At 62.0% G+C, this 24,444-nt stretch carries 24 protein-coding genes and 1 tRNA gene; 14 read left to right on the forward strand and 11 right to left on the reverse strand.

Annotated elements, in window-relative coordinates; translation table 11 throughout:
* From E2F50_RS11020 to E2F50_RS11040, 5 genes are read left to right on the forward strand one after another with little or no spacing between them, the layout of a single operon-like run.
* Positions 1 to 999 carry an ABC transporter permease gene (locus tag E2F50_RS11020; protein WP_133316159.1) on the forward strand — a complete coding sequence of 333 codons (999 nt, stop codon included), beginning with the start codon at positions 1 to 3 and terminating at the stop codon, positions 997 to 999.
* Positions 996 to 2,165 (forward strand): ABC transporter permease, encoded by a 1,170-nt coding sequence (locus E2F50_RS11025; RefSeq protein ID WP_133316160.1) that lies wholly within the window; start codon positions 996 to 998, stop codon positions 2,163 to 2,165. The genes E2F50_RS11020 and E2F50_RS11025 overlap by 4 nt, the downstream gene beginning before the upstream one ends.
* A gap of 58 nt (positions 2,166 to 2,223) precedes the next feature.
* On the forward strand, positions 2,224 to 3,429 hold the full coding sequence (locus tag E2F50_RS11030; protein ID WP_133316161.1) for a glycosyltransferase family protein: 1,206 nt from the start codon (positions 2,224 to 2,226) through the stop codon (positions 3,427 to 3,429).
* Positions 3,430 to 3,437: 8 nt separating this feature from the next.
* Positions 3,438 to 4,703: a glycosyltransferase family 4 protein gene (locus tag E2F50_RS11035; RefSeq protein ID WP_133316162.1), complete on the forward strand. Its 1,266-nt coding sequence runs from the start codon at positions 3,438 to 3,440 to the stop codon at positions 4,701 to 4,703.
* Positions 4,700 to 5,863, forward strand: coding sequence for a glycosyltransferase family protein (locus E2F50_RS11040; protein ID WP_245515361.1), 1,164 nt, complete (start codon positions 4,700 to 4,702; stop codon positions 5,861 to 5,863). The genes E2F50_RS11035 and E2F50_RS11040 overlap by 4 nt, the downstream gene beginning before the upstream one ends.
* Positions 5,864 to 5,920: 57 nt before the next feature.
* Here the strand turns inward: E2F50_RS11040 and E2F50_RS11045 are convergent.
* Positions 5,921 to 5,997, reverse strand: a tRNA-Pro gene (locus E2F50_RS11045).
* A 265-nt stretch (positions 5,998 to 6,262) separates the two neighbouring features.
* Between E2F50_RS11045 and E2F50_RS11050 the strand changes: the two genes are divergently transcribed.
* Positions 6,263 to 6,619 carry a hypothetical protein gene (locus E2F50_RS11050; protein ID WP_133316163.1) on the forward strand — a complete coding sequence of 119 codons (357 nt, stop codon included), beginning with the start codon at positions 6,263 to 6,265 and terminating at the stop codon, positions 6,617 to 6,619.
* A 109-nt stretch (positions 6,620 to 6,728) separates the two neighbouring features.
* Positions 6,729 to 7,640 carry an MBL fold metallo-hydrolase gene (locus E2F50_RS11055; protein WP_133316164.1) on the forward strand — a complete coding sequence of 304 codons (912 nt, stop codon included), beginning with the start codon at positions 6,729 to 6,731 and terminating at the stop codon, positions 7,638 to 7,640.
* Here E2F50_RS11055 and E2F50_RS11060 read toward each other — a convergent pair.
* The 6 genes from E2F50_RS11060 to E2F50_RS11085 all read right to left on the reverse strand — a co-directional run bounded on the left by E2F50_RS11060 (position 7,637) and on the right by E2F50_RS11085 (position 16,949).
* Entirely contained in the window at positions 7,637 to 8,530 is an 894-nt protein-coding gene (locus E2F50_RS11060) for a DUF1499 domain-containing protein (protein ID WP_133316165.1), read from the reverse strand. The genes E2F50_RS11055 and E2F50_RS11060 overlap by 4 nt on opposite strands.
* A gap of 118 nt (positions 8,531 to 8,648) precedes the next feature.
* Positions 8,649 to 9,080, reverse strand: coding sequence for a GNAT family N-acetyltransferase (locus E2F50_RS11065; protein ID WP_133316166.1), 432 nt, complete (start codon positions 9,078 to 9,080; stop codon positions 8,649 to 8,651).
* Positions 9,077 to 11,749 (reverse strand): pyruvate, phosphate dikinase, encoded by a 2,673-nt coding sequence (ppdK, locus tag E2F50_RS11070; RefSeq protein ID WP_133316167.1) that lies wholly within the window; start codon positions 11,747 to 11,749, stop codon positions 9,077 to 9,079. Before ppdK ends, E2F50_RS11065 begins: the two co-directional genes overlap by 4 nt.
* A 342-nt stretch (positions 11,750 to 12,091) precedes the next feature.
* On the reverse strand, positions 12,092 to 15,556 hold the full coding sequence (locus E2F50_RS11075; protein ID WP_133316168.1) for an AAA family ATPase: 3,465 nt from the start codon (positions 15,554 to 15,556) through the stop codon (positions 12,092 to 12,094).
* A 33-nt stretch (positions 15,557 to 15,589) separates the two neighbouring features.
* Positions 15,590 to 16,294 (reverse strand): DsbA family protein, encoded by a 705-nt coding sequence (locus E2F50_RS11080; RefSeq protein WP_133316169.1) that lies wholly within the window; start codon positions 16,292 to 16,294, stop codon positions 15,590 to 15,592.
* 142 nt (positions 16,295 to 16,436) lie between these two features.
* Complete coding sequence (locus tag E2F50_RS11085; RefSeq protein WP_133316170.1) at positions 16,437 to 16,949, reverse strand: DUF721 domain-containing protein; 513 nt, start codon at positions 16,947 to 16,949, stop codon at positions 16,437 to 16,439.
* Between the two features lie 87 nt (positions 16,950 to 17,036).
* On the opposite strand from E2F50_RS11085, the gene mutY reads away from it, so the two are divergent.
* Both mutY and E2F50_RS11095 read left to right on the forward strand, forming a co-directional pair.
* Complete coding sequence (gene mutY, locus E2F50_RS11090) at positions 17,037 to 18,134, forward strand: A/G-specific adenine glycosylase (protein WP_133316171.1); 1,098 nt, start codon at positions 17,037 to 17,039, stop codon at positions 18,132 to 18,134.
* A gap of 35 nt (positions 18,135 to 18,169) precedes the next feature.
* Positions 18,170 to 18,784, forward strand: coding sequence for an HAD family hydrolase (locus E2F50_RS11095; protein WP_133316172.1), 615 nt, complete (start codon positions 18,170 to 18,172; stop codon positions 18,782 to 18,784).
* A 30-nt stretch (positions 18,785 to 18,814) separates the two neighbouring features.
* On the opposite strand, the gene E2F50_RS11100 is transcribed toward E2F50_RS11095, so the two are convergent.
* On the reverse strand, positions 18,815 to 19,606 hold the full coding sequence (locus E2F50_RS11100; RefSeq protein ID WP_161974093.1) for a S24 family peptidase: 792 nt from the start codon (positions 19,604 to 19,606) through the stop codon (positions 18,815 to 18,817).
* Positions 19,607 to 19,830: 224 nt separating this feature from the next.
* On the opposite strand from E2F50_RS11100, the gene E2F50_RS11105 reads away from it, so the two are divergent.
* The gene (locus E2F50_RS11105; RefSeq protein WP_133316174.1) at positions 19,831 to 20,127 is read left to right on the forward strand and encodes a hypothetical protein; all 297 of its coding nucleotides are present in this window, start codon (positions 19,831 to 19,833) and stop codon (positions 20,125 to 20,127) included.
* A gap of 149 nt (positions 20,128 to 20,276) precedes the next feature.
* Here the strand turns inward: E2F50_RS11105 and E2F50_RS11110 are convergent, their stop codons facing one another.
* Positions 20,277 to 21,407 carry a site-specific DNA-methyltransferase gene (locus E2F50_RS11110; RefSeq protein WP_133316175.1) on the reverse strand — a complete coding sequence of 377 codons (1,131 nt, stop codon included), beginning with the start codon at positions 21,405 to 21,407 and terminating at the stop codon, positions 20,277 to 20,279.
* Positions 21,408 to 21,549: 142 nt separating this feature from the next.
* Between E2F50_RS11110 and E2F50_RS11115 the strand changes: the two genes are divergently transcribed.
* Positions 21,550 to 21,846 (forward strand): nucleotidyltransferase family protein, encoded by a 297-nt coding sequence (locus E2F50_RS11115; protein ID WP_133316176.1) that lies wholly within the window; start codon positions 21,550 to 21,552, stop codon positions 21,844 to 21,846.
* The gene (locus E2F50_RS11120; RefSeq protein ID WP_133316177.1) at positions 21,846 to 22,199 is read left to right on the forward strand and encodes a HepT-like ribonuclease domain-containing protein; all 354 of its coding nucleotides are present in this window, start codon (positions 21,846 to 21,848) and stop codon (positions 22,197 to 22,199) included. Before E2F50_RS11115 ends, E2F50_RS11120 begins: the two co-directional genes overlap by 1 nt.
* Positions 22,200 to 22,202: 3 nt before the next feature.
* Here the strand turns inward: E2F50_RS11120 and E2F50_RS11125 are convergent, their stop codons facing one another.
* Entirely contained in the window at positions 22,203 to 22,550 is a 348-nt protein-coding gene (locus tag E2F50_RS11125) for an antibiotic biosynthesis monooxygenase family protein (protein ID WP_133316178.1), read from the reverse strand.
* Positions 22,547 to 22,876 carry an NIPSNAP family protein gene (locus tag E2F50_RS11130; protein ID WP_133316179.1) on the reverse strand — a complete coding sequence of 110 codons (330 nt, stop codon included), beginning with the start codon at positions 22,874 to 22,876 and terminating at the stop codon, positions 22,547 to 22,549. The genes E2F50_RS11125 and E2F50_RS11130 overlap by 4 nt, the downstream gene beginning before the upstream one ends.
* Before the next feature lie 71 nt (positions 22,877 to 22,947).
* Between E2F50_RS11130 and E2F50_RS11135 the strand changes: the two genes are divergently transcribed.
* Both E2F50_RS11135 and E2F50_RS11140 read left to right on the forward strand, forming a co-directional pair.
* Positions 22,948 to 23,628 (forward strand): ArsR/SmtB family transcription factor, encoded by a 681-nt coding sequence (locus E2F50_RS11135; RefSeq protein ID WP_133316180.1) that lies wholly within the window; start codon positions 22,948 to 22,950, stop codon positions 23,626 to 23,628.
* Between the two features lie 111 nt (positions 23,629 to 23,739).
* Positions 23,740 to 24,429 carry an HAD family hydrolase gene (locus E2F50_RS11140; protein WP_133316181.1) on the forward strand — a complete coding sequence of 230 codons (690 nt, stop codon included), beginning with the start codon at positions 23,740 to 23,742 and terminating at the stop codon, positions 24,427 to 24,429.
* Positions 24,430 to 24,444 lie beyond the last annotated feature (15 nt).

The raw sequence follows: 24,444 nt of genomic DNA on the forward strand, positions 1-24,444 counted from the left end.
ATGCTCCGCTATATCCTGTGGCGCATCATGGTGATGATCCCGACGCTGGTGATGATCTCGCTGCTGATCTTCACGATCATCGAGCTGCCGCCCGGCGACTATTTCGAAAGCTATGTGGAGCAGCTGAAGGCGATCGGCGAAAAGGCCGACATGCAGGAAATCGAGGACCTGCGCGCCCGCTACGGCTTCGACAAGTCCGAGCCGGTGCGCTACCTCAACTGGGTCAGCGGCATGGTGACGGGCGATTTTGGATATTCCTTCGAATACCGCATGCCGGTGACCGATGTGGTGGGCGACCGCGTCTGGCTGACCATCCTCGTCTCGACCGTGACCATCATCGTCACCTGGCTTCTCGCCTTTCCGATCGGCGTCTACTCGGCGACCCATCAATACAGTTGGGGCGACTATGGCCTCACCCTGCTCGGACTGATCGGCCTGGCCGTGCCGAATTTCGTGCTGGCGCTAGTGTTGATGTATTTTGCCAATATCTGGTTCGGCACCTCGATCGGTCACCTGATGGACCAGCAATATCTTTCCGAGCCGATGAGCTGGGCGAAGGTGAAATCCATTCTGGAACATATCTGGATCCCGGTCATCATCATCGGCACGGCCGGAACGGCGGGCATGGTGCGGCGTCTGAGGGCCAATCTGCTTGACGAACTCAACAAGCAATATGTGATGACGGCGCGCGCCAAGGGCTTGCACCCCTTCCGCGTTCTCGTCAAATATCCGCTGAGGATGTCGCTCAACTTCTTCATTTCGGACATCGGCTCAATTCTGCCCGCGGTCATTTCCGGCGCCGAGATCACGGCCGTCGTCCTGTCGCTCGAAACCACCGGCCCGATGCTGATCCGCGCGCTGCAGAGCCAGGACATGTACCTGGCTGGCTCCTTCCTCATGTTCCTCAGCTTCCTGACCGTGATCGGCGTGCTGATATCTGACATTGCGCTGGCCCTCTTCGACCCGAGAATCCGGCTGCGCGGCGGGAGAACCAGGTGACCTCAACGCTACCCCCGCAAACGGATCTTCCGCATTACGTCCATCAGGGACATTTCGACCCCTACGCGCTCGAAAAAGGCAGCGAGGGATCGCTGATTAACCAGGCTTCGCAGCTGCGGCTGATGTGGCTGCGGTTCAAGCAGCACAGGCTGGCGCTGATCTCCGGCATCCTGCTGCTGATCGCCTATCTGATGATCGTCGTCGTGGAGTTTCTGGCGCCTTACCAGGTCCACACGCGCAATGTGGACTTCATCTACGCGCCGCCGCAGGCCGTGCATCTTTTCCACGAAGGCGAATTCGTCGGACCGTTCGTTTACGGCCGCAAAATGACGCTCGACATGGTCAACCTGCAGCGGGTCTATACGGACGACCGTGCCGACGTACAGAAACTGCGCTTCTTCTGCCACGGCGAAACCTATCGCTTCTGGGGCATGGCGGAAGGCAATCTTCACTTCGTCTGCCCGGCTGAAAACGGCCAGCTCTATCTTCTCGGCACCGACCGGCTGGGCCGCGACGTGCTGTCCCGCATCCTCTACGGCGCCCGGATCTCGCTGACGATCGGCCTGCTCGGCGTTGCCACCAGCTTCATTCTCGGCATCGTGATCGGCGGTATCGCCGGCTATTGGGGCGGCTGGTTCGACCTGGTGGTCCAGCGCGTCATCGAGGTGCTGCAGTCCATTCCGAGCATTCCGCTCTGGCTGGCGCTGGCGGCCATCATGCCGGCCGACTGGAGCCCGCTGCTGATCTATCTCGGCATCACCTTCATTCTCGGCCTGCTCGACTGGACGGGGCTTGCCCGAGCGGTGCGCTCCAAACTCCTGTCGCTGCGCGAAGAGGATTATGTTCTGGCAGCGCAGCTGATGGGGGCCGGCAGCGCCCGCATCATCGGGCGTCACCTGATCCCAGGCTTTATGTCGCACCTCATCGCCAGTGCCACGCTGACCATTCCCGGCATGATCCTCGGCGAGACGACGCTGAGCTTTCTCGGCCTTGGGCTGCGGCCACCCATCACCAGCTGGGGCGTGCTGCTGACGGAAGCACGCAGCGTCAGCATCGTGGCGCTTTATCCCTGGCTGCTCTTCCCGGTTCTGCCGGTTATTTTCGTTATTCTTGCTTTCAATTTCCTTGGCGATGGTCTTAGAGATGCAGCTGACCCGTATCGATAAGCGTAAATCGGGCGGGAAGCGCGGTCCGGCGTTTCGACGTGTTAGGAGAAGATAGGGCATGTCGAGACATCTTGGAAACGCCCGCATCCTCATGTACAGCCACGATACGTTCGGCCTCGGTCATCTGCGCCGCTGTCGGACGATAGCCCATTCGTTGGTCGAAAACTATCGTGGCGTTCAGGTGCTGATCATTTCCGGGGCGACCATTGCCGGCGCCTTCGACTACCGGACGCGCGTCGATTTCGTGAAGATCCCGAGCGTGATCAAGCTGCGCAACGGCGAATACACATCGATGGACCGGCACATGGATCTTCATGAAACCATGAAGATGCGCCAGTCGATCATCCGCCATACGGCGGAAAGCTTCGAGCCGGATATCTTCATCATCGACAAGGAGCCGCTTGGCCTTCGCGGCGAGGTCGAGGAAACCCTCGTCTACCTGAAAACTCGAGGTACGACGACCGTACTTGGCCTGCGCGACGTCATGGATGCGCCACATCTTCTGCAGGCGGAATGGCAGCGCAACGACGTGCTGCGCAAGATCGGCCAGCTTTATGACGATGTCTGGGTTTACGGCCCGCCGGAATTCTACGATCCCTTAGGCGGCATGGATGTGCCGCCTGCAGTGCGCGCCAAGATGAAATTCGTCGGCTTCCTGCAACGCAAGGCATCTGTCGATCCGCAGGCGGAAAACCCGTCCGAAGAGGATTACATCCTGGTGACGACCGGCGGCGGCGGCGATGGCGCCGATCTCGTGCGCGACGTGATCGCCGCCTATAGTGACGACCCGACCCTGACCCACAAGGCCGTCATCGTGCTCGGACCTTATATGCCGGCCGAGCAGCGAAACGCCTATACCGAAGCCTGCAAGGGTCATCCTTATCTGGAAGTGCTGGAATTCGACAATCGCATGGAGGACCGCATTGCCGGCGCCAAGGCTGTGATCGCCATGGGCGGCTACAATACCTATTGCGAAATCCTCTCCTTCGACAAACCGGCCCTGATCGTTCCCCGCACCCAGCCGCGCGAGGAGCAGCTGATCCGCGCCACAAGGGCGGAGGAACTGGGGCTGGTCAGCATGCTGGCCGCGGAAGAATCCTCCGACAGCGCCAAATTCTCCGCCGCCATCAAGGACCTTTTGAAGCGCGACCCGCCGTCGATCAGCGCGCCCGACCTGCATCTGGAAGGCCTGCCGCACATTTGCGAGATCGTCGAGGACTGGCTGAAACACAAGGGCCTTCACCTTGCCGTGGCGCAAGGCTAGCATCCGCCATGACACCAAAGACCATCGTCGTGCTGCTGAAGGGCTATCCGCGGCTTTCGGAAACCTTTATCGCGCAGGAACTGCTGGGCCTCGAAAGAGCCGGCTTCCGGCTTGAGCTTGTATCCATGCGCCGCCCGACGGACAAGAAGCGCCATCCGGTCCATGACGAGATCAAGGCCCCGGTGCATTATCTGCCGGAATATCTGCACGAAGAGCCGATGCGGGTCCTCAAGGCGCTCTTTAAGGTTGCGGCGAAGCCAGGCTTTCGTCAAGCGGCCAAGGCTTTTTTCCGCGACCTGACGCGCGACTTTTCCCGCAACCGCTTCCGTCGTTTCGGCCAGGCAGCCGTTCTGGCTGCGGAATGGCCGAGCCAGGCGGCCTGGCTGCATGTGCATTTCATTCACACACCCGCTTCCGTCGGCCGGTATGCCAGCCTGATCGGCCGCATTCCCTGGTCGGTCTCGGCGCATGCCAAGGATATCTGGACCTCCAAAGCCTGGGATCTCAAGGACAAGCTCGCTGCCGCCCGCTGGACCGTCACCTGCACCCGCGCCGGCTTCGACCGCCTTAACGAACTGGCGGAACGGCCCAATGTTCATCTGAGCTATCATGGCCTCGACCTTAACCGCTTTCCGCATTTCGACGCTCTGCGCCCGCCGCGAGACGGCAGCAATCCCGCCGACCCCGTCCGCATCCTCAGCGTCGGCCGGGCGGTGAAGAAAAAGGGCTATGACGTTCTCCTCGAAGCACTGGCCAAGCTTCCCGCCGGGCTTGCCTGGAGCTTCACCCATATCGGCGGCGGCGACGAGCTTGCCGGCCTGAAGGCGCAGGCGCAAAACCTCGGAATTGCCGAGCGCATCACCTGGAAGGGCGCGCTCGACCAGCGCGAAATCCTGCTGGCCTACAGGAACAGCGATGTGTTCGCGCTGGCCTGCCGCATTACCGCCGATGGTGACCGGGACGGTCTGCCGAATGTTCTGGTGGAAGCTTCCAGCCAGGCGCTGCCGATCATCTCCACAGAAATTTCCGGCATAGCCGAGCTGTTCAAGACGGAGGAAAACGGCCTGCTGGTTGCGTCCGAGGATGTCGGCGCGCTGGCGGCTGCTCTGGAGCGGATGATCCGAGAGCCGGCCTTGCGCCAGCGTCTCGGAAAAACGGCCGAAGAACGGGTGCGCCGCGATTTCGATTATCACAGCAGCATCGGCGACCTGAAACGGCTGTTTTCGGCAGGTGGCGCAGATGTCGTGCCCGGTTCTGGAGATCTCCGCCAATGACGGACGCCACCATAATGGGACGGCGCTCCCGTGTCTTTTTCTATGTGCAGCACCTGCTCGGCATCGGCCATATCGTGCGCGCCAGCCGGGTTGCCGAAGCCCTAAAGCATGCCGGCTTCGAGGTGACGCTGGTGACCGGCGGCAGCATGGTACAGGGATTTCCGCCGCCGGGTATCAGACAGGTGCAGCTGCCCGCAGTGCTTGCCTCCAATAGCGGCTTTTCGGCGCTGGCCGATCAGCAAGGCCATCCAGTCGACAAGGCCTTCGAGGTGCATCGGGCAGCGCTGCTGCTGGAAGCCTTCCAGCAGGCTGAGCCGGATGTGGTGATCATCGAGGCTTTTCCGTTTGGCCGCCGGCAGATGCGCTTCGAGCTGCTGCCGCTGCTGCAGGCGGTGAAGACAGCTCCTAAAAGGCCGCTGCTTTTGTCGTCGGTGCGCGACATCCTGCAGGAAAACCGCAAGGCGGGCCGCGACGAGGAAACGATCCGGCTCGTCAACGACCACTTCGACGGCATTCTGGTGCATGGCGATGCGGGCTTCGTGCGCCTGGAGGAGACTTTCCCGCGCGCTACGGAATTTGCCGGCAAGATCCACTATACCGGGCTTGTCGCGCCGGGCGAACCCAGCCCTCCGACGGAACGTTTCGACGTTGTGGTCTCGGCGGGCGGCGGCGCTGTCGGTGCGCAGTTGATCGGCGCGGCGCTCGAAGCACAGCAGAGGCTCGGCGACCAGCGCAGCTGGTGCGTCATCACCGGACCCAACCTGCCCATCGATGAATTCGATCGGCTCAACCACGACACGCCGCCGAACGTCACGATCGTCCGGTTCCGGCCCGACCTGCCCGCGCTTCTCACCGGCGCTGAACTGTCGATTTCCCAGGCAGGCTACAACACGGTCTGCGACCTGCTGCGCGCCCGATGCCGCTCCGTTCTCGTTCCTTTTGCGGCGGGCGGCGAAACCGAACAAACGGTGCGCGCCGAAAAGCTCGCGGAGCTGGGCCTTGCGGAAGTCGTCGTGGAAACCGAGCTTACGGGCGAGACGCTGGCGGCCGCCGCCCAACGGGCCATGGCCATGACACTGGACCGGGCTCCCGCTCTTTCGCTGGACGGCGCAAGGCAGACAGCCCGCATCATCAGCGACTTGATCAACGCGCGAGGATGATGCAGCAGCCGATGTGGGTCATACCAGCAACGAGCAGCGGATTTTTAGGAGATTAACTGGTCGGAGTGAGAGGATTCGAACCTCCGACCCCCACGTCCCGAACGTGGTGCGCTACCAGACTGCGCTACACTCCGTGACCAGTGGCTGGTCTATAGAACAGCAGTTGACGTTCCACAAGCGCCCAAAATCAAAATTTTGACGCCATGCGGATGCGAGCCTGCGCGCTGGCTTTTGTCGGTAGCAGCCCTGTCGCGGCGCGCAAGCGTGGCAAAAAAGCGGCGCGAACAAAAATTGCGCCGAACCGGTGCGCTGTAGCCTCGCAGAGCCTGCGAAATCTGCTAGTGCCATAGGGAAATATGCCTTCAGGCATGACCCAAGACACAAGGACCTGTCAGAACAATGAACCGCCGCGTCATCGCATCGACCGCCATTTTCGCCCTTGCCCTTTCGGCCTGCACCACGGTGAGCGTGAGCCAGAGCCCGATTGCATCGCGCTGGGTCGGCCACTCCGCCGGGGAATTTTTTGCGAAATACAGCCCGCCGCTCAGTGATACCGACAGCGGCTCCACGACAGTCTACAACTGGCGCGGCGGCTATAACCGCATCAAGCTCCAGAACGGCAGCACGGCGCGCGTCAGTTGCACGGCAAAGATCACCGTCTCGCAGGACTATGTGATCCGCGACATCGAGATCATTTCCGACCGTCCGGGCGCCAATGGCCCGAGCTATTGCACGGAACTGCTGACCGCCGCTTAAAGCAAGCGTTCCAACCACGCGAAAAGCCTGTCCGCCAAGGCAGGCTTTTCGTTAGACGGCACTCCGTACACTGCATCGCCTGCCGATCGAAAGCCGAGGCGAAACCGAAATGGCCGATGACATCGCCTTCGATCTCGAATTTTCGCCCGCTTATGGAATGCCGGTGCCGGTGGCCGAGCGCGTCCAGCGGCTGACGGTCAACAATCCGTCGCCCTTCACCTTCCACGGCACCAACAGCTATATCGTCGGTGCTTCTTCGGTTGCGGTGATCGATCCGGGCCCGGATGACGAGCCACATTTCCAGGCGCTGATGGCAGCTCTTGCCGGGCGCAAAGTCACGCATATCTTCGTCAGCCATACCCATCGCGACCATTCTCCCCTGGCCGCCCGGCTGAAGGCTGAAACGGGCGCGGTCACCGTTGCCGAAGGTCCACACCGCCCCGCCCGCCTCCTGCATGCGGGCGAGATCAATCCGTTTGCCGAAAGTGCCGACAGCGGCTTCGTCCCCGATGTCGCCATTGCCGATGGCGCCGTCATCGAAGGCGACGGCTGGGCGATCTCGGCGGTCCATACCCCCGGCCATACGGCTAATCACTGCACCTTTGGATTGGAGGACAGCGGCATCCTGTTTTCCGCCGACCATGTCATGGCCTGGGCGACAACCATCGTTGCTCCGCCGGACGGGTCCATGGCGGATTTCATGGCCTCGATCGAAAGACTGCTTGCCCGCGACGACCGGCTTTTTCTGCCCGGCCATGGCGGGCCGGTGACGGAACCAGCCTCCTTCCTGCGCGGGCTGCGCACCCACCGGCGCATGCGCGAACGGGCGGTGCTGGAGCGCATCAAGGCCGGCGACCGGCTGATTGCGGACATGGTGAAGGCGATCTACGCGAGAACCGACCCGCGTTTGCATGGGGCTGCGGCGCTGTCGGTGCTCGCCCATCTGGAAGATCTGGTCGATAAGGGCCGGGTTCTGACCGAAGGTCCTCCGTCGCTGTCCGGCATCTATTTTCCGGCCTAGCCGCCGGCAATCCCGAGAAGCTCGGCATCGAGGCGATCGAGAAAATCCTGAGCAATTTCCTCACCCAGGCCGAGATCATGCGACCCGTAGCGCGACGCCACCCGGATATCAACGGAGGTGGTCTCGGCATCTTCGCGCAACCGGATGACGATATCGAAGCGCAGGCCGAGGATCAGCGTGCGGGTCTCGCCCTGCAGGAGGACGTCGCCGGCATTGCCGAATGCCGGCGTCACGGAGAGTTCCGGCCGCGGCAGCGGTATCGGCGCTACATCAGGCACAGCTGCCTGCTCGTCGCGAGGCGCCGCGCGGCTCGAAATGTCCGGCTCGACCAGCTCCATGCCTTCCCGCTTGGTGATGGTGATACGCGCCGAGGCCACCGCCTTCTGTATGCCCAGATAAACGCGATCGAGCGCCCCTTCGTAGCGCCGCCCGGTCAGCGCCGGATAGGCGGCGAACTGGGCACGGCGGTCCGCGGGCGTCACGCTGGATGGACGCGGCAGCCATTGCTGCCTTGCATCCGGTTGCGCAACCCAGGAGGGCGGATCGGCAAGATCGGTGGAAATGTCGTAGAGCGCTGGCAGCGTGAAATACTGAAAGGCACCGGCGGCAACCGTGGTAAGCGGTATGGCCGCATAAACAATGCCCTTGGCCGCAGCCAAGCCACCTTCCGCCCCCACCTGCCAGAGCCGCATCAGGCCGACCAGGGAAAGCGGCAAAGAGGCTGCGGCAATTGCCGCCGCCAGGAAAAGCAGCGCCAGGAAGTCCGGCTCGGTCAAGGGCCCGAAGCGATGTGCCAGGCTGGCGATCGCCGCCAGTAGGAGCGCTGCAAAGGCGAGCCGGCGACCGGCAAAGGCGGACTGGGAAACTGGCCGGACGAAACGGACGGTCATCGAATCGGATCTGGCTCCAGGCGAAGGCTTTGCTTCTTTCTAAAGCAGCTTGAGGGGGAAGGAAATCGTCCATTTGAGACGCGGCCGCCAAGAACAAGCGAACGCCGCCCTGCGCGGCTCAGAAATTCTTCATGTTGAAATGGGGAATGGCGACGTCGAGGAACTCGTCGCCATAGGCCTTAAAGCCGAAACGCTCATAAAGACCCATCTTGTCGCTCTGGGCGGCAAGGTGAAAGCGATTGCCGCGAGCCTCCCGATGCGCGTCCATCGCATAGCACAACATGGCGCTGGCAATGCCCTTGCCGCGCCAAGCCATGCCAACGACGACGCGGCCGATCTTAACATACTCTTCCGCGTAGATGATCCGCAGCGCACCGGCCACTTCGCCCGCCTGGATGGCGACTACGTGGAAGGCGGTGAAATCGTCGGCATCGAACTCCTCCTCCGGCGGTACATTCTGCTCCAGGATGAACACCTCGCGGCGCAGCCGGAAGCCTTCGTTGCACAGCATGCTGAAGACGGGAACGGTCAGGACGGTCGGCGCGGTCATGTCTTCCTGCGTTCAATAGCTGCCTGGGCTGCCGCAAGCCGGGCGATCGGCACCCGGAACGGCGAGCATGAGACATAATCGAGATCCGCATGCTCGCAAAAGCGGATCGACGCCGGATCCCCGCCGTGTTCGCCGCAGATACCCAGCTTGAGATCCTTGCGGGTGCGCCGCCCGCGCTCGGCGGCGATCTGGATCAATTCGCCGACACCGTCGAAATCGAGCGAAACGAAGGGATCGTGCTCGATAATGCCTTTCCTCTGATAGGTCGGGATGAAGGAGGCGGCATCGTCACGGGAGATTCCGAAGGTGGTCTGGGTCAGGTCATTGGTGCCGAAGGAAAAGAATTCCGCCGTTTCGGCAATCACATGAGCGCGAAGTGCTGCCCGCGGCAGTTCGATCATGGTGCCGGCCTGATAGGCGATGTTACGGCCGGTCTCTTGAGTCACCTGGTCGGCGACCCGGTCGATGACACCTTTCACGTAATCGAGTTCCGCCCGCAGCCCGACCAGCGGCACCAGGATTTCCAGCTCGACCGGTTCCCCCGTTTCCTTAGCGGCAGCGACCGCGGCCTCGAAGATCGCTCGGGCCTGAATTTCGGCGATTTCCGGATAGGAAATGGCCAGCCGGCATCCGCGATGACCGAGCATGGGGTTGAACTCGTGCAGCGCGTCGATGCGGCGGGCGAGAAAGGCCGGCGGCATGTCCATGGCGCGCGCGACATCGGCAATTTCCGCCTCGGTCTTCGGCAGGAATTCGTGCAAAGGCGGATCGAGAAGCCGGATCGTTACCGGTAGGCCGTGCATGATCGAAAAGATTTCGGTGAAGTCCGAGCGCTGAAACGGCAGCAGCTTGGCAAGCGCGGCGCGGCGACCTGTTTCATCCTCGGCGAGGATCATTTCCCGCATGGCGTGGATCCGCTCGCCCTCGAAGAACATATGCTCCGTGCGGCAAAGGCCTATGCCTTCGGCGCCGAAGGAGCGCGCCGCGCGGGCATCCTGCGGCGTGTCGGCATTGGTGCGCACCGCCATGCGGCGGGTCCCGTCGGCCCAGACCATCAGCTTGCCGAAATCACCCGAAAGCGCCGGCTGGATCATCGACACGGCGCCCTTCAGCACCTGTCCCGAGGAGCCGTCGATAGTGATGACATCGCCGCGTCGAAGGGTCACGCCGCCGACCCCGGTCAGCACCTCGTTGCGCAGATCAACACGCATGGAACCGGCACCGACCACGCAAGGAATGCCCATGCCGCGGGCGACTACGGCCGCATGGCTGGTCATGCCGCCGCGGGTGGTGAGGATTCCTTGCGCGGCATGCATGCCGTGAATGTCTTCGGGACTGGTCTCGATCCGCACCAGGATGACCTTGCGGCCCTCCTCTTCCGCATCGACCGCCTGTTCCGGTGTGAAGACAATCTCCCCCGTCGCCGCACCCGGAGACGCGGGCAGGCCGGCGCCGAGCACATGCCGCTCGACCCGCGGATCGATGGTCGGATGCAGAAGCTGGTCGAGCGATGCCGGTTCTATGCGGCAGACCGCCTCCTCCTGGCTGATCAGCCCTTCCTCCACCATGTCAACCGCAACCTTCAGGGCGGCGCGGGTGGTTCTCTTGCCGCAACGGGTCTGGAGCATCCAAAGCTTGCCCTGCTGGACGGTGAATTCGACGTCCTGCATGTCCCGGTAATGGGCTTCCAGCCGCTCGCAGATTTGCCTGAATTCCTTAAAGGTTTCAGGCATCAGCTTTTCCATGGACGGCTTGTCGGACCCGGATGCAAGCCGACCTTCTTCCGTGATCGACTGCGGCGTGCGGATGCCGGCCACGACATCCTCCCCCTGCGCGTTGACCAGAAATTCCCCGTAAAGAGACTTGTCCCCGGTGGAGGGATTGCGGGTGAAGGCGACGCCGGTGGCCGAGGAGGAGCCGAGATTGCCGAAGACCATGGCCTGCACATTGACGGCCGTACCCCATTCTTCGGGAATGCGGTGGAGCATGCGGAAGGTGATGGCGCGGTGGTTCATCCAGCTGGAAAACACGGCGGCGATCGCCTTCCACAATTGCACATGCGGATCCTGCGGAAAGCCCTCCCCCAGTTCCTCCTTGATCATCTGCTTGTAGAGGCCGACCACATGCTGCCATTCGACGGCGGAGAGTTCCGTATCGTAGTCATGGCCGAGCCTTGCCTTTTCATCCTCAAGGATTTCCTCGAAGATTTCGTGATCAAGGCCCATCACCACATCGGCGTACATCTGGATGAAGCGGCGATAGCTGTCCCAGGCAAAGCGGGCATCGCCGGCATCATGGCCGAGCGCCTGGACCGTCTCGTCATTGAGGCCGAGATTGAGCACCGTATCCATCATGCCCGGCATGGAAGCGCGAGCGCCGGAGCGAACCGACAGAAGCAGCGGGCGGGACCGGCCGCCGAAGACGCGTCCCGTCAGCTGTTCCATTGCCGCTATGCCCTGCAGCACTTCCGGCTTGAGATCCTCCGGCAGCGTTTTCTGGTTGTGGAAGTAATGCGTGCAGGCGTCGCAGATGATCGTCAGACCCGGAGGTACCGGCAGGCCGAGGCTCGCCATTTCAGCCAGATGCGCTCCCTTGCCCCCCAGTCGTTCCACATCCGCGGCACGACCCTCCGCCTCGCCACCGCCGAAGCGATAGACCCATTTTGACATGCCTGCTCTCCACCCAACGCAGCTGTACTCTCAGCATTTACAGCGTTTGTGTCAGTTTGGAAATCTATGAAGGCAGGATTATGTTGCAGCGCAGCAAAACGGCGAAGGAAAGAAGCTTTGCCGGGCCGGATCACAGCGGCCCGGCAAAGCTTTTCCGCACAGGACAGGAAACCCGTGCGGGGGGTTCGGTGACGGGCTCAAGCCCCTGAGAATGAAGTATTCCAGCACCACATTGCACTGTCCAATAATGCGACATCTTCACGCGGTTGCATAGGCCGGCTTTGCACCATTATTGGTGACATGCGTCGTTCGACGTAGCGGCTACGGCAAATCAGCCAGGCCTCAGCTGGCCTCGCGCAGCAGTTCGGCAGCCTGCAGATCGACCGAGACCAGCTGCGACACGCCCTGCTCTGCCATGGTGACCCCGAACAGGCGGTTCATGCGTGCCATGGTGATGGGATTGTGGGTTATGATGACGAAGCGGGTCTCGGTGGAGGCGGCCATTTCGTCCATCAGGTTGCAATAGCGCTCGACATTGTGGTCGTCGAGCGGTGCATCGACCTCGTCCAGCACGCAAATCGGCGCCGGATTGGTGAGGAATACGGCAAAGATCAGCGCCATGGCCGTCAGTGCCTGCTCGCCGCCCGAAAGCAGGGTCATGGTCTGCGGCTTCTTGCCGGGAGGACGCGCCAGGATTTCCAGCCCCGCCTCAAGCGGATCGTCGGACTCGATCAACTGCAACTCCGCCGTGCCGCCACCAAAGAGATGGGTAAAGAGCCGCTGGAACTGCCCATTGACGATGCCGAAGGCGGCAAGAAGCCGCTCGCGGCCTTCGCGATTGAGGCTCTGGATCGCGCCGCGCAGTTTGCGGATGGCATCGATGACGTCGTCGCGCTCACGGATCAGCGTAGCCAGCTTGTCTGACAACTCCTTCTGCTCCTCGTCCGCCCGCAGATTGACGGCGCCGAGCCGCTCACGTTCTATCTTCAGGCGGTCGACCTCCCGTTCGATCTCGCGCATGTCGGGCAAAGGCGCGCCAGGCACGAGGCCGGCCAGCCGAAGCACCTCATGCGGTTCGACGCCGAGCGCCTCGCGGATGCGATTTTCGCCCTCGTGACGCTTTTCAGCGGCCGAAACGAGGCGCTCCTCAGCCCGCCCGCGCTTTTCGCGAGCTTCGGCGAGTTCCGACAGGGCAGTCGCCGCCAGCCGGTCCGCATCCCGCTGGCGCGTTTCGGCTTCCACCAGCCTGTCGCTGGCGGCACGACGGCTGGCTTCTGCCTTCTGCAGCTCGCTCAACAGGGCACGGCGCTTGTCGTCGAACTCCTCCGGCGCGACCTCGAGATCCATGATCTCCCCGCGCGCCTCTTCCTCCCGTTCGCGCAGGCTGGCTATGTGATCCGCGGCGCTGGCGGCACGGGCCGTCCAGGAGGCACGCTCCTGGGCAATGGCCGACAGGCGCCGGCGGCGGGCTTCCGTCTCGCGGCTGAGCCCTTCATAGCGGGCGCGGGCTTCTGCGAGCAGGCCCCTATCGGTCGCCACTACGGCCTGCTGTTGCTGCAGCCGGGTCTCGAGGGCAGATATGTCCGGCGCCTCCTCAAGTTCCGCGCGGGCATTTTCCTCCTGCAGGCCGAGATCCTCGATCTGCCCCTGCAACTGGCTCATCGCTTCTGCAACCACGTCCCGCCGGCGGGTGAGGTCGCCAGCGGCACGCTCGGCGGCGGCCAATGCGTCGCGTGCTTCCGCGAGCTGGCGGGCGGCAAACCGGCCGCGATCGCGCAGATCGGCAAGTTGCTTCTCCTGCGCGGCAATCTCGGCTGCCGCTTCGGAGAGCACCGCCTGCGCTTCCGAGAGCATGATGCGGGCCTCGTCGATCTCGCCTTCCAGCTCCGACAGGCGGTTCTTCTGCGAAAGACGCAAGGCTGCCGCACCCGGCGCCTCCGAGCCCGTCATATGGCCGTCCCACCGATAGACCGCGCCCTCCCTGGTGACCAGCCTCTGGCCCGGCAGCAGCCGCGGCATCAGTGCTTCCGCTTCGGATGCCCCGCCGACCACGCCGATCTGCGCCAGGCGGCGGCGAAGTTCCGGCGGCGCCGTCACCCGATCGATCAGCGGCTCGACGCCCTCGGGGAGTTGCGGGTCGCCGCTGCCGTCTCCGTTGAGCGCCCAGTAAGCCGGAGCCGCGGGATCCACAGGCGTTTCCAGGTCGTCGCCAAGTGCGGCACCCAGCGCTGCCTCGAATCCCCGATCGACGCGGATCATATCGGCGACAGGCGGAAAGGCGCCGGATGCGGCGCCGGCGGCGAGCATGCGGGAAATCGTTCGCGCTTCCGTTTCGAAGCCGTTCAGTGCCGAGCGGGCGGACTCCACCGGACCACGGGCGGCCAGTTCGCCGGCCCTCGCTGAGGCAAGCCCCGCTTCGGCATCCTCGGCTGCGACCGCTGCGTCTTCCACAGCCATTTCCGCCGCTTCGACTGCTTCCCGCTTTTCCGCCGGATCATCCAGACGCTCCAGCCGCTCGTTGACGGCGTCCCGTTCTGCTGTCGCATCCGCCAGCTGCCGGTCCAGACGTTGACGGCGCTCGGCCAAGTCGCGGATCTGGCGTTCGAGCTGATTGCGACCGGCAGCCGCTTCGGCCTTCTCGGCCGTGAGGGATGCAAAAGATCTTTCGCTCTCCGACAACGCGGCCGCGGCGGCTTTGAAGGCTTCGCGAAGCTCTTCCCCCTCCGAGCCGGAATCGGTCAGCATGTCGCTGATCTCCGCCTCTTCCTGCGCAAGGCGGTCCAGGAAGGCCGTGTTGTCGGCGGCCAGCCGCTCCTCGCGGCGGATGTCTTCGGAAAGCTGGGCAAGCCGGCGGGTCAGTTCGTCGCGGCGCTTCAACAGCCGGTTTGCTTCTTCCTCCAGCTGCCCCTGGGCGATCTGTAGCCGCTGCAGTGCAGCGCCTGCCCTGGCCTCCTCCTCGCGCAGTTCCGGCAGTTTCAGGCTGGCGATCGCCTGGTCCTTGGCGGCCTGCATCTGTACCTGCGCCTTTTCAGCGACGATGTTGGTGGCCTGATTGAGCGCCGTTGCCGCCTCGGCTTCCGCGTCCCGCGCTTGCACGAAACGGATATGCAAAAGCATCGCCTCGCGGGCGCGGATATCGGCCGACAGCATCTTGAACCGGTTGGCCTGGCGGGCCTGGCGCTTCAGGCTTTCTATCTGGCTTTCCAGCTGGGCAACGACATCTTCCAGCCGCTCAAGATTGCCTTCCGCGCCCCGCAGGCGCAGCTCAGCCTCGTGACGGCGGGAATGGAGGCCAGAAATGCCGGCCGCCTCTTCCAGAAGCTGCCGCCTTGCCTGCGGCTTTGCCTGGATCAGCTCGCCGATCCGCCCCTGCCCCACCATGGAGGGCGAGCGGGCGCCGGTCGAGGCGTCGGCAAACAGAAGCTGAACATCCTTGGCGCGCGCTTCCTTGCCATTGATGCGGTAAATGGAGCCGGATTCCCGCTCGATCCGCCGGGTGACCTGGATTTCATCCGCGTCGTTGAAGCCGGCCGGGGCGGTGTGATCGGAATTGTCGAGGTAGAGGCCGACTTCGGCCGTGTTGCGGGCGGGGCGATTGCCGGAGCCGGAGAAGATCACGTCGTCCATGCCGGACGCACGCATGTTCTTGTAGGAGTTCTCCCCCATCACCCAGCGCAGCGCTTCAACAAGATTGGACTTGCCGCAGCCATTCGGGCCAACCACGCCGGTCAGCCCGCGCTCGATGAAGAATTCCGTCGGCTCGACGAAGGACTTGAAGCCGACAAGCCGCAGCTTGTTGAACTTCATGGCGCCCTCTCCTTGCGAAGAGGGCCATGCCGTTTAGAGCAGTCCGTCGATGAGCTTCGACATGGATTCAACCGACATGTCCCCGGAATATTTCTTTCCGCCGATGAAGAAGGTTGGGGTGGAGTTGACGCCGAAGTCCGCGGTCCCCCTCTTCACGACGGCATTCACTTCATCGAGAAGCTTCTGGTTCGTCAAGCAGGCTTCGAAACTCTCCTGTGAGTAACCGGCCAGTTTGACCGTCTGGAGAAGCGCGGCGCGAACATTGCCGTCCTGCGGTGAAGCCCAGGAGCGCTGCTGCTTGAAGAGCATGGAGACCATCGGGAAATACTGGGCCGGCGTCGCCAGAGCCTTCGGGTCCTGCGGGCTGCAGCGGGCGAGCATAAAGGCTGCCGTTGCGACGGGATCGAAGGGAAATTCGCGGATGACGAAGCGCGCCTTGCCCGTATCGATGTACTTGGTCTTGATCGTATCGAATGTAGTGTTGTGAAAATGGGCGCAATGCGGGCAGGTCATCGACATGTATTCGACGATCACCACCTTGGCATTCGCATCGCCAAGCACCATTTCCGGCAACGGGCCGGGCTTCAGCACCTCGGCCATGTCCACATCACCTTGCGCTTCAGGTTCTTCCTGCGCGAATGCCTGCGAAATGCCGAGCGGCAAGGCCAGGCTGACAGCGGTGACGGCAACCCCGCCGAGAAGCGCGCGCCTGGTCAAAGTCATATCGTTCAGCAGCATGAAACACCCGTGTGCGAGAGATGAATTAGAGTTCGACATTCCGTATCGCGGCCTCCGTGGAGGAACAAGCCGTCGACCCGCAAATCTCTTCAAAGAATTGTGACAGATTGGGGCGACATCAAGAGCGGCGCAAATCTTTGCGTCAGGCTTTGCGTTTCTTCTGCAGAACCGCCGTGCCGAGCCTTTCGACGGCCTTCTTCAAGGCATCGCTTTCGATCCCCTCCATCATGGTTTCGAGACGCTTTGCCGCCTCCCCCTTCAAGGGTTGCGGCTTGCGCGGATGCTTGAAGGTCTGTGCAACCGGTTTCTGCACGATGCGGATCTGGCGCACGGCCGGAAACCCGAAGAAACCGTTGATGCGGGCAATCAGTTCACCCTGAGCATGGCTCAAGAACAATGCTCGGGCACCTTCGCAGGCAATCGTCAGCACACCCGGCTGATGACCGCCCTCGCTATAGCCGTCGCTGCGCGGCCAGGCGATTTTTTCCGGTCGCGTGCAATCGGCGAAGTCCTCGCCGGCGATCTCGTCCCAGGATCCGAGGAGGGCTGTGGAAATTCCGGCACGCCGGGCAAGCACCGGATCGATGATGCCGTTCGCCACTTCGGAAATCTGAAGCGCACCTTTTCTGATCGCTGCTTTTTTGGGAAGAGCCATTCTGCCGCTGTCCTTACGACACGCCGTTCTTGATGCCGGCGCATTCATCGTCCAAGTATAGGGCATCTCATCCCTCAACGGCAAATCATGCTCCAGACGTCCACCCAAACGCCTGCCCGGAACCTGCCGGACGCCCTGCTCACCTGGTATGACCGCCACCACCGGGACCTGCCCTGGCGGGTCAGCCCCGCGGCGGCAGCTGCCGGAAAACGTGCCGATCCCTACCATATATGGCTGTCGGAAGTGATGCTCCAGCAGACGACCGTGCAGGCGGTCAAACCCTATTTCTGGAAATTTCTGGGGCTCTGGCCGAAGGTCACCGATCTTGCCGCGGCCCCGGTCGAGGATGTCATGGCGGCCTGGGCGGGTCTCGGCTACTACGCCCGCGCCCGCAACCTGAAGAAATGCGCAGAGGCGGTGGCGACGGAGCATGGCGGCGCCTTTCCCGACACGGAACAAGGGCTGCGGGCGCTTCCGGGGATCGGCGACTATACCTCGGCGGCCGTCGCGGCGATCGCCTTCAACCGGCAGGCGGCAGTGATGGACGGCAATGTGGAGCGGGTGATCTCGCGGCTTTACGCCATCGACGCGCCGCTGCCGGGCTCCAAGTCGCTGATGAAGGCCAAGGTCACCGCTCTGACGCCGGCCGCGCGGCCCGGCGATTTCGCCCAGGCGATGATGGATCTCGGCGCGACGATCTGCACGCCGAAGCGTCCGGCCTGCGCAATCTGTCCCCTGCGGGACGATTGTCTCGCCTTTGCCGAACACGATCCGGAGCGCTTTCCGGTCAAAGCAGCAAAGAAGGAAAAGCCGGTGCGGCTGGGCGCGGCCTTCATCGCCGTGACCCCGGAAGGCGAGATCCTCCTGCGGCGTCGCGAGGAAAGCGGCCTTCTGGGCGGCATGACGGAAGTTCCCACCACCGCCTGGACATCGCGCGTGGACGGCGGCGCTACGGCGGCCCATGCTCCATTCGACGCCGACTGGGAGCCATGCGGCCTGGTGGTGCATGTCTTCACGCATTTTGAGCTGCGCCTGTCGATTTTCCGGGCCAAAACGAATAGGACAGACAAGCAGTCGACGGTCGGTTGGTGGGAGCCGGTCGAAAATCTTGAACGCCAAGCCTTGCCGACCGTGATGAAAAAGGCGATCAGCCAAGCCATCCCGCTCGCCTTCGCTCCACGCTGAAGCGAAACCCAGCATCCGAGACTTCAGGAACCGTCATGACTGCGAAAATCGACCATATCGTCTTCGACATCGGCAAGGTGCTGATCCACTACGACCCGCATATTCCTTATAGCCGCATCATTCCGGATCAGGCGGAACGCGATTGGTTCTTCCTCAATGTCTGCACCCATGAATGGAACCTGGAACAGGACCGCGGCCGCCAGTGGAGCGAGGCGGAAGCGCTGCTGGTGGCGCAATATCCGGAGCGCGCCGACCAGATCCGCGCCTTCCGCAGGCACTGGCACGAAATGGTATCGCACGCCTATGACGGTTCCGTCTCGATCATGGAGGCGCTGATCGACCAGGGCCGCGACGTGACCATGCTCACCAATTTTGCCGCCGATACATTCACCGAGGCGCGCAAGATTTTCCCGTTCCTCAACAAGCCGCGCGGCGTCACGGTGTCGGGCGAGATCGGCCTCATCAAGCCGGAGGTGGAAATCTACCAGAAGCACGCTCGCGACTTCGGCTTAGTGCCGGAGGCGACCATCTTCATCGACGATTCGCTTGCCAATGTTGAAGGTGCCCGCGCCGCGGGTTGGCAGGCCGTGCAGTTCATCGATGCGGAAAGGCTGCGAAGCGACCTCATGGCCCACGGCATTGATCTTTAGGCGACAGGGTCGATTGCGTCACCGTCCCTATCAGACAGGCGAATTGCTGGAGCGAACCCTGCCGACGACCTGCAGCTGCGATAATCCGGTCTTGCTGATCCGTTGCGGCGCGTAAGCTGCGGCATTGTCGCAGACCAGTTCCACACCGCCATCGGCCAGAGTCCGGACACGCCGGATCAGGAACTCGTCCCCTGACTGGAAAACGTAGATGCGACCGTCGCTCAGCGCCCGGTCGCTGACATCTATGAAGACGGGCGCGCCATCGGCAATTGTCGGTTCCATCCTATCGCCGCTGGCGATCAGCACCATGACATGCTTCGGATCGACCTGCAAGCCATGCCAGTAGCTGGAAGGGATGCCGATCCGGGAGCCGCCCTGCTCTTCTGCGAAACCCTGAGGCTGCATTATCTGGTCATAGCCGGGGGCAAAGGGAATGGGCGGCATATCGATGCGAGGTTCCGCCGGGCTGGCGGACGTGGCATCAAGTTCGAAAACGGTCTGCCCAGTCAGATCCTCCACCTGAAACGCGCCATTTTCGTAGACCCACCGACCGTTCAGCAGGCTTACCGGGAGCCCTGCACGCTGGGCCATGTTCTGCAAGAAGATATGACGGGGCTCGCGGCTCCCATGGCGGTAATTGTCGACCGTGTTATCGGCAACGTCCAGAAGCTCTGCGGCACGCCCCCGTCCCTCCAGCAGCTCACAAAGAACGACAACCTTGATGGCGACGGAGCGCCTGCCGTCGTCCAATGTCTCCCAGCTACGTGAGAACTTCTTCAGCTTGGACAGAATTCTGCGCGCCTGCTGGCCGGTTACGTTCATCTTCAGAACCCAGATCCGAAATCCTGAATACAATTTACAGGTGAATTTATTTGGACTACAATCGCAACGATGGCGGCACTTCAATAGGCCGAGCCAGCTGCCAAACATCTGAGCACAACCTGCAATAGACATTGCATAGGCCGGCTACAGAAAAGTCAAGGAGATCGCTGCACGTCCGGCGATAGATCACCTCGTGCTCTAACCTTGAAGGATAAAGCATCCATATGTCCGCCCAAGGCTCACGGCCTGAAGATTTCGAGATTTCATCGGAGGATTTCGAACAAGAATTCACGTTCGAGGTCGAGGACGGCCTGGCGAAGACGGTCCAGGTGAGGCGCAAGGGGCGAGGCTTGGTGGTGAACATCCGCTACCAGGATGATGCGCTCAGCGATCACACAGATGAGGCTTTCGAGGCTGACGGGGCGATAACAATCACTGCGGCCGAGGGCGGCATCTTTATCAGTTCATTTCGGTCGCTGCTTTCGGACCGCGTCCGGCTGCGGCGAACCCGCTTCTTCTGACGGGCATCAGGCGAGACGCTGGAGCGATTAAAGAAAATGGCGCCCGGGCAGGTTTCCCGGGCGCCAACTCTCCTCGTCCGGGACTAGAGGTACAAAACCGGACAAGGAATGCGTCATCATCGTTTGGCGTGTGTGGCGGGACCGGTGGATCAGTCCAACTTTGCCATGCCGCTTCGGATGACGGATCTCAATTCATCGATCGGGCGAAGGGTTTTCCCGTCGTCGTAATGCCAGAAGGTCCAGCCGTTGCAGGCATCGAGCCCCTGCACTTTCGCGCCAAGGCGGTGGATGGAACCGGCCTCGCCATTGGCGGCCAGCGTTCCATCGGCACGAATGATGGCGCTGACCCGGCGCTTTGCATCGCTCAGCACCTGACCCGGCTTGACGAGTCCGCTCTCGACGAGCGTGTTGAAAGCAACCCGCGGCTCCTGCTTCTTGCCAGTCATCACCGTCAGTTCAGCCTTGCCGAGCGGCTCGACGGCTGCGATGCGGGCGGATGCCGCGTCGATGTAATCCTGCTCGCGCTCGATGCCGACGAAGTTGCGACCAAGCCGCTTGGCGACCGCGCCGGTCGTGCCGGTGCCGAAGAACGGGTCGAGGATGACGTCGCCCGGCTTGGTCGATGCCATGATGACACGGGCCAGCAGCGGTTCGGGCTTCTGCGTCGGGTGCACTTTCTTGCCGTCCTCGCCCTTCAGGCGTTCGCCGCCTGAGCAGATCGGAAACAGCCAGTCGGACCGCATCTGCACGTCGTCGTTGGAAGCCTTCAAGGCATCGTAATTGAAGGTATAGGACTTTGCCTTGGCATCGCGGCTCGCCCAGATCATCGTCTCATGGGCGTTCTGGAACCGGCGACCCTTGAAGTTCGGCATCGGATTGGTCTTGCGCCAAACGATGTCGTTGAGCAGCCAGAAGTTCAGATCCTGCATCATGGCGCCGACGCGGAAGATATTGTGGTAGGAGCCGATAACCCAGATCGTGCCGTTCGGCTTCAGCACGCGGCGGCAGGCCAGGAGCCAGGCGCGGGTGAAAACGTCATAAGCTTCGAAGGAGGCAAACTGGTCCCAATCGTCGTCGACCGCATCCACCAGCGACTGGTCCGGACGGTGCAGGTTACCGCCCAGCTGCAGGTTATAGGGCGGATCGGCGAAGATGGCATCCACCGAATGATCCGGCAGGGCCTCCAGCGCCGCGACGCAATCGCCCTTGATAATGCTGTTGATCCAGGTGTCCGGCGCAACCTGACGCTTCAGGTCGGCCAGCGGAAGAACTGCTGCCATCGGATACTCGCTACGCTGTACTCAAACGAATTTACTGACTGTTATGGTTACCCATTTTAGTTACCAAAAGCTGAAGCAGCGGACGATTTCGGGAAAAACGGCGGGCATGGAAATATAGCCATTTCTGCGCTAGGATAGCACTATGAGAAAGATCGAAGCCATCGAGAAGCTCAAGAGCCAGGCCGACGCCATCCGGGCGCTCGGCGCTACCTCCCTATATCTTTTTGGATCGGTGGCGCGGGATGAGGCCGGTCCGGCCAGCGATCTGGACTTGTTCATCGATTACGACCCGGCAAAAAAGTTTTCTCTTGTCGATTTGACTGGCATCAAGCTGTTTCTCGACGAGACATTGTCCACCGAAGTTGATGTCACAACACGCAACAGCCTGCATCCGCGTATAAAGGATAAAATCGAACACTCGGCGATCCGGATCTTCTGATGGCACGGGATGTGGACCTGATCTTCGATGATGTGCTCGGTATGATTTCGGTGGTCGAGAGTGCCGTTGCCGGAAAAACCCGTGCTGCTATCGATAGTCAAGATCTGCTGCGGCTTGCGATACAGCGTGCAATCGAGATCATCTCGGAAGCGAGCAAGCATATTCCAGAAGAACTTCTCCAGCAGGCACCGCAAATCCCTTGGAAATCGGTCCGAGGAATGGGCAATATTCTGAGACATGAATATCACCGCATAGCAGATGACGTTATTTGGGACGTCATCCAACACGATCTGCCGCCTCTGAAAGAGGCTATTTTGACCATGCGCGAGCAATTGCGGAACAACCGCCCGTAAGGTTTAAACCGCATGCACCTCGCGGCTGTCGGGCGGGGCTTGTTCACGCTCGAACATGCCGTAGTCGCGCAGCACATGGCCGATGCGCAGCCGGTAATCGGCGAAGATGCCGTTGCGCCCCGCCCTTTGTGCGGCACGATGGGCTTCCAGATTGCGCCAAGCCTTGACGGCCTGCTCGTCACGCCAGAAGGACAGCGAGAGGATCTTGCCGCGCATGGTCAGGCTCTCGAAGCGTTCGATGGAAATGAACCCGTCGATCTGGTCCAGCTCGGCGCGCAGATCTCCAGCGAGATCGAGATACCTGTGCCGCTCGCCCATGAAAGGCACGACCTCGAAGATCACGGCAATCATGGCTTTACCAAGCCTCCATGCGGCAGCGACACATTTTTCAGAAACACGCGGTCTTCCTTGAGGATGAAGCGCTCGCGCCTGGCAAACTCGTAGTTCTGGCGGCCGAGCGGATCCGCAGCGAGCCGGGCGCGATACCCCTCGTAGGCGGAGAGACTTTCGATATTGTAGACACCGTAAGCGGTCGTCGCGGATCCTTCGTGCGGGCCGAAATAGCCGATCAGGTCTACGCCATTGCGCGGTATCGCCTCGCCCCAGTTACGGGCGTATTCGGCGAACTTGTCTTGAGAAAACGGGTCGATCTCGTAGCGGATGAAACAGGTGATCATGGCTTTCTCCTTTTCTGCCATGACAGATTTGCCATATTGCCGGCGGACAATGCTTCGGTTACCATCGAAGTATGAAAGAAGGACCAGACATAGCCCGGATCGGCATGCTGATCGGCGATCCGGCCCGCGCGAACATGCTGACGGCCCTGCTGGGCGGCCAGGCGCTGACGGCGACGGAGCTTTCGCAGACGGCCGGCGTGACGCTGCAGACCGCGAGTTCGCACCTCGCCAAGTTGGAAGACGGCGGGTTGATCCTGCAGCGAAAGCAGGGCCGGCACCGCTATTACGCGCTTGCCGATGCGGCGGCCGGATCGCTTCTGGAAAGCATTATGGGCTTTGCCGCAAGCCGCGGCCATGTCCGATATCGGCCGGGGCCGAAGGATCCGGCCTTGCGCAAGGCCCGCGTCTGTTACGATCACCTAGCGGGCGATTATGGCGTGCGCATGCTCGACAGCCTCATCCGAGCAGGCAGCATCCGGATCGACGGGGAAGCGCTTGCGGTCACAGCCGAAGGCGAGACGCGCTTTGCTGATTTCGGGCTCGATATCGTCGCGCTGCAATCCTCCAAGCGTCCGCTCTGCAAGTCCTGCCTGGACTGGAGCGAGAGGCGCACCCATCTTGCCGGCACGCTCGGCAAGGCTCTGCTGCAGCACTTTCTGGAAAATGGCTGGGCTCGGCGCAGTCCCGATAGCCGGGCGATGGTGTTTACGCCGGAAGGGGAGCGTAAATTCATGTCCCGGTTTCCGCTCTAGAAGAAAGCCGAGCTGCCCGCTGCTCTGGCGCCTGCCATGCAGGAGCGCCGGTTGAGCTTTCGGGCCGCCTGTTATAGAAGGCCGGCTCATCTCCCGAAAAGGTATTTTTCCATGAGCGGTTTCGACCTCATCATTTTCGACTGCGACGGCGTGCTCGTCGATTCCGAGATCATCGCGGCGAGGGTCGAATCCAAGCTTCTGACCGATGCCGGTTATCCGATCAGCGTCGAGGAAATGGGCGAACGCTTTGCTGGCATGACCTGGAAGAACATCCTCTTGGCGATCGAAAAAGAAGCCGATATTCCGCTGTCCGCCTCCCTGCTCGACAAGTCGGAGCAGCTTCTCGACGCCCGTCTTGCGCGTGAAGTGAAGATCATCGAAGGCGTGAAATTCGCGCTGTCACGGATCACGACACCGCACTGCATCTGCTCCAATTCCAGCAGCCAGCGCCTCGACATGATGCTCGAAAAGGTAGGGCTGAAGCCTTATTTCGCGCCACATATCTTTTCGGCGAAGGATCTGGGACCGGACCGGGTCAAGCCGAAGCCGGACATTTTTCTGCACGCGGCGCAGCAGTTCAAGGTCTCGCCGGACAAGTGCCTGGTGATCGAGGATTCCGTCCACGGCGTTCACGGAGCGCGCGCCGCCGGCATGCGCGTCGTCGGCTTCACGGGTGCATCCCACACCTATCTGAGCCATGCCGACCGGCTGACCGATGCGGGCGCCGAAACAGTGATCTCGCGGATGGTGGACCTGCCTGCCGTGATCGCGGCGCTTGGCGAATGGGCCGGCGCGCTTTAGGCAGCGAGCCGGCAC

It is taken from the genome of Rhizobium deserti, from assembly GCF_004358025.1.
Taxonomy (GTDB): Bacteria; Pseudomonadota; Alphaproteobacteria; order Rhizobiales; family Rhizobiaceae; genus Neorhizobium; species Neorhizobium deserti.

Excerpts from the sequence above, each read along its gene's own strand:
- E2F50_RS11020 (WP_133316159.1), top strand. The coding sequence starts at position 1 with ATGCTCCGCTATATCCTGTGGCGCATCATGGTGATGATCCCGACGCTG.
- E2F50_RS11030 (WP_133316161.1), top strand. The coding sequence starts at position 2,224 with ATGTCGAGACATCTTGGAAACGCCCGCATCCTCATGTACAGCCACGAT.
- E2F50_RS11035 (WP_133316162.1), top strand. The coding sequence starts at position 3,438 with ATGACACCAAAGACCATCGTCGTGCTGCTGAAGGGCTATCCGCGGCTT.
- E2F50_RS11040 (WP_245515361.1), top strand. The coding sequence starts at position 4,700 with ATGACGGACGCCACCATAATGGGACGGCGCTCCCGTGTCTTTTTCTAT.
- E2F50_RS11050 (WP_133316163.1), top strand. The coding sequence starts at position 6,263 with ATGAACCGCCGCGTCATCGCATCGACCGCCATTTTCGCCCTTGCCCTT.
- E2F50_RS11055 (WP_133316164.1), top strand. The coding sequence starts at position 6,729 with ATGGCCGATGACATCGCCTTCGATCTCGAATTTTCGCCCGCTTATGGA.
- E2F50_RS11060 (WP_133316165.1), bottom strand. The coding sequence starts at position 8,530 with ATGACCGTCCGTTTCGTCCGGCCAGTTTCCCAGTCCGCCTTTGCCGGT.
- E2F50_RS11065 (WP_133316166.1), bottom strand. The coding sequence starts at position 9,080 with ATGACCGCGCCGACCGTCCTGACCGTTCCCGTCTTCAGCATGCTGTGC.
- ppdK (WP_133316167.1), bottom strand. The coding sequence starts at position 11,749 with ATGTCAAAATGGGTCTATCGCTTCGGCGGTGGCGAGGCGGAGGGTCGT.
- E2F50_RS11075 (WP_133316168.1), bottom strand. The coding sequence starts at position 15,556 with ATGAAGTTCAACAAGCTGCGGCTTGTCGGCTTCAAGTCCTTCGTCGAG.
- E2F50_RS11080 (WP_133316169.1), bottom strand. The coding sequence starts at position 16,294 with ATGCTGCTGAACGATATGACTTTGACCAGGCGCGCGCTTCTCGGCGGG.
- E2F50_RS11085 (WP_133316170.1), bottom strand. The coding sequence starts at position 16,949 with ATGGCTCTTCCCAAAAAAGCAGCGATCAGAAAAGGTGCGCTTCAGATT.
- mutY (WP_133316171.1), top strand. The coding sequence starts at position 17,037 with ATGCTCCAGACGTCCACCCAAACGCCTGCCCGGAACCTGCCGGACGCC.
- E2F50_RS11095 (WP_133316172.1), top strand. The coding sequence starts at position 18,170 with ATGACTGCGAAAATCGACCATATCGTCTTCGACATCGGCAAGGTGCTG.
- E2F50_RS11100 (WP_161974093.1), bottom strand. The coding sequence starts at position 19,606 with ATGAACGTAACCGGCCAGCAGGCGCGCAGAATTCTGTCCAAGCTGAAG.
- E2F50_RS11105 (WP_133316174.1), top strand. The coding sequence starts at position 19,831 with ATGTCCGCCCAAGGCTCACGGCCTGAAGATTTCGAGATTTCATCGGAG.
- E2F50_RS11110 (WP_133316175.1), bottom strand. The coding sequence starts at position 21,407 with ATGGCAGCAGTTCTTCCGCTGGCCGACCTGAAGCGTCAGGTTGCGCCG.
- E2F50_RS11115 (WP_133316176.1), top strand. The coding sequence starts at position 21,550 with ATGAGAAAGATCGAAGCCATCGAGAAGCTCAAGAGCCAGGCCGACGCC.
- E2F50_RS11120 (WP_133316177.1), top strand. The coding sequence starts at position 21,846 with ATGGCACGGGATGTGGACCTGATCTTCGATGATGTGCTCGGTATGATT.
- E2F50_RS11125 (WP_133316178.1), bottom strand. The coding sequence starts at position 22,550 with ATGATTGCCGTGATCTTCGAGGTCGTGCCTTTCATGGGCGAGCGGCAC.
- E2F50_RS11130 (WP_133316179.1), bottom strand. The coding sequence starts at position 22,876 with ATGATCACCTGTTTCATCCGCTACGAGATCGACCCGTTTTCTCAAGAC.
- E2F50_RS11135 (WP_133316180.1), top strand. The coding sequence starts at position 22,948 with ATGAAAGAAGGACCAGACATAGCCCGGATCGGCATGCTGATCGGCGAT.
- E2F50_RS11140 (WP_133316181.1), top strand. The coding sequence starts at position 23,740 with ATGAGCGGTTTCGACCTCATCATTTTCGACTGCGACGGCGTGCTCGTC.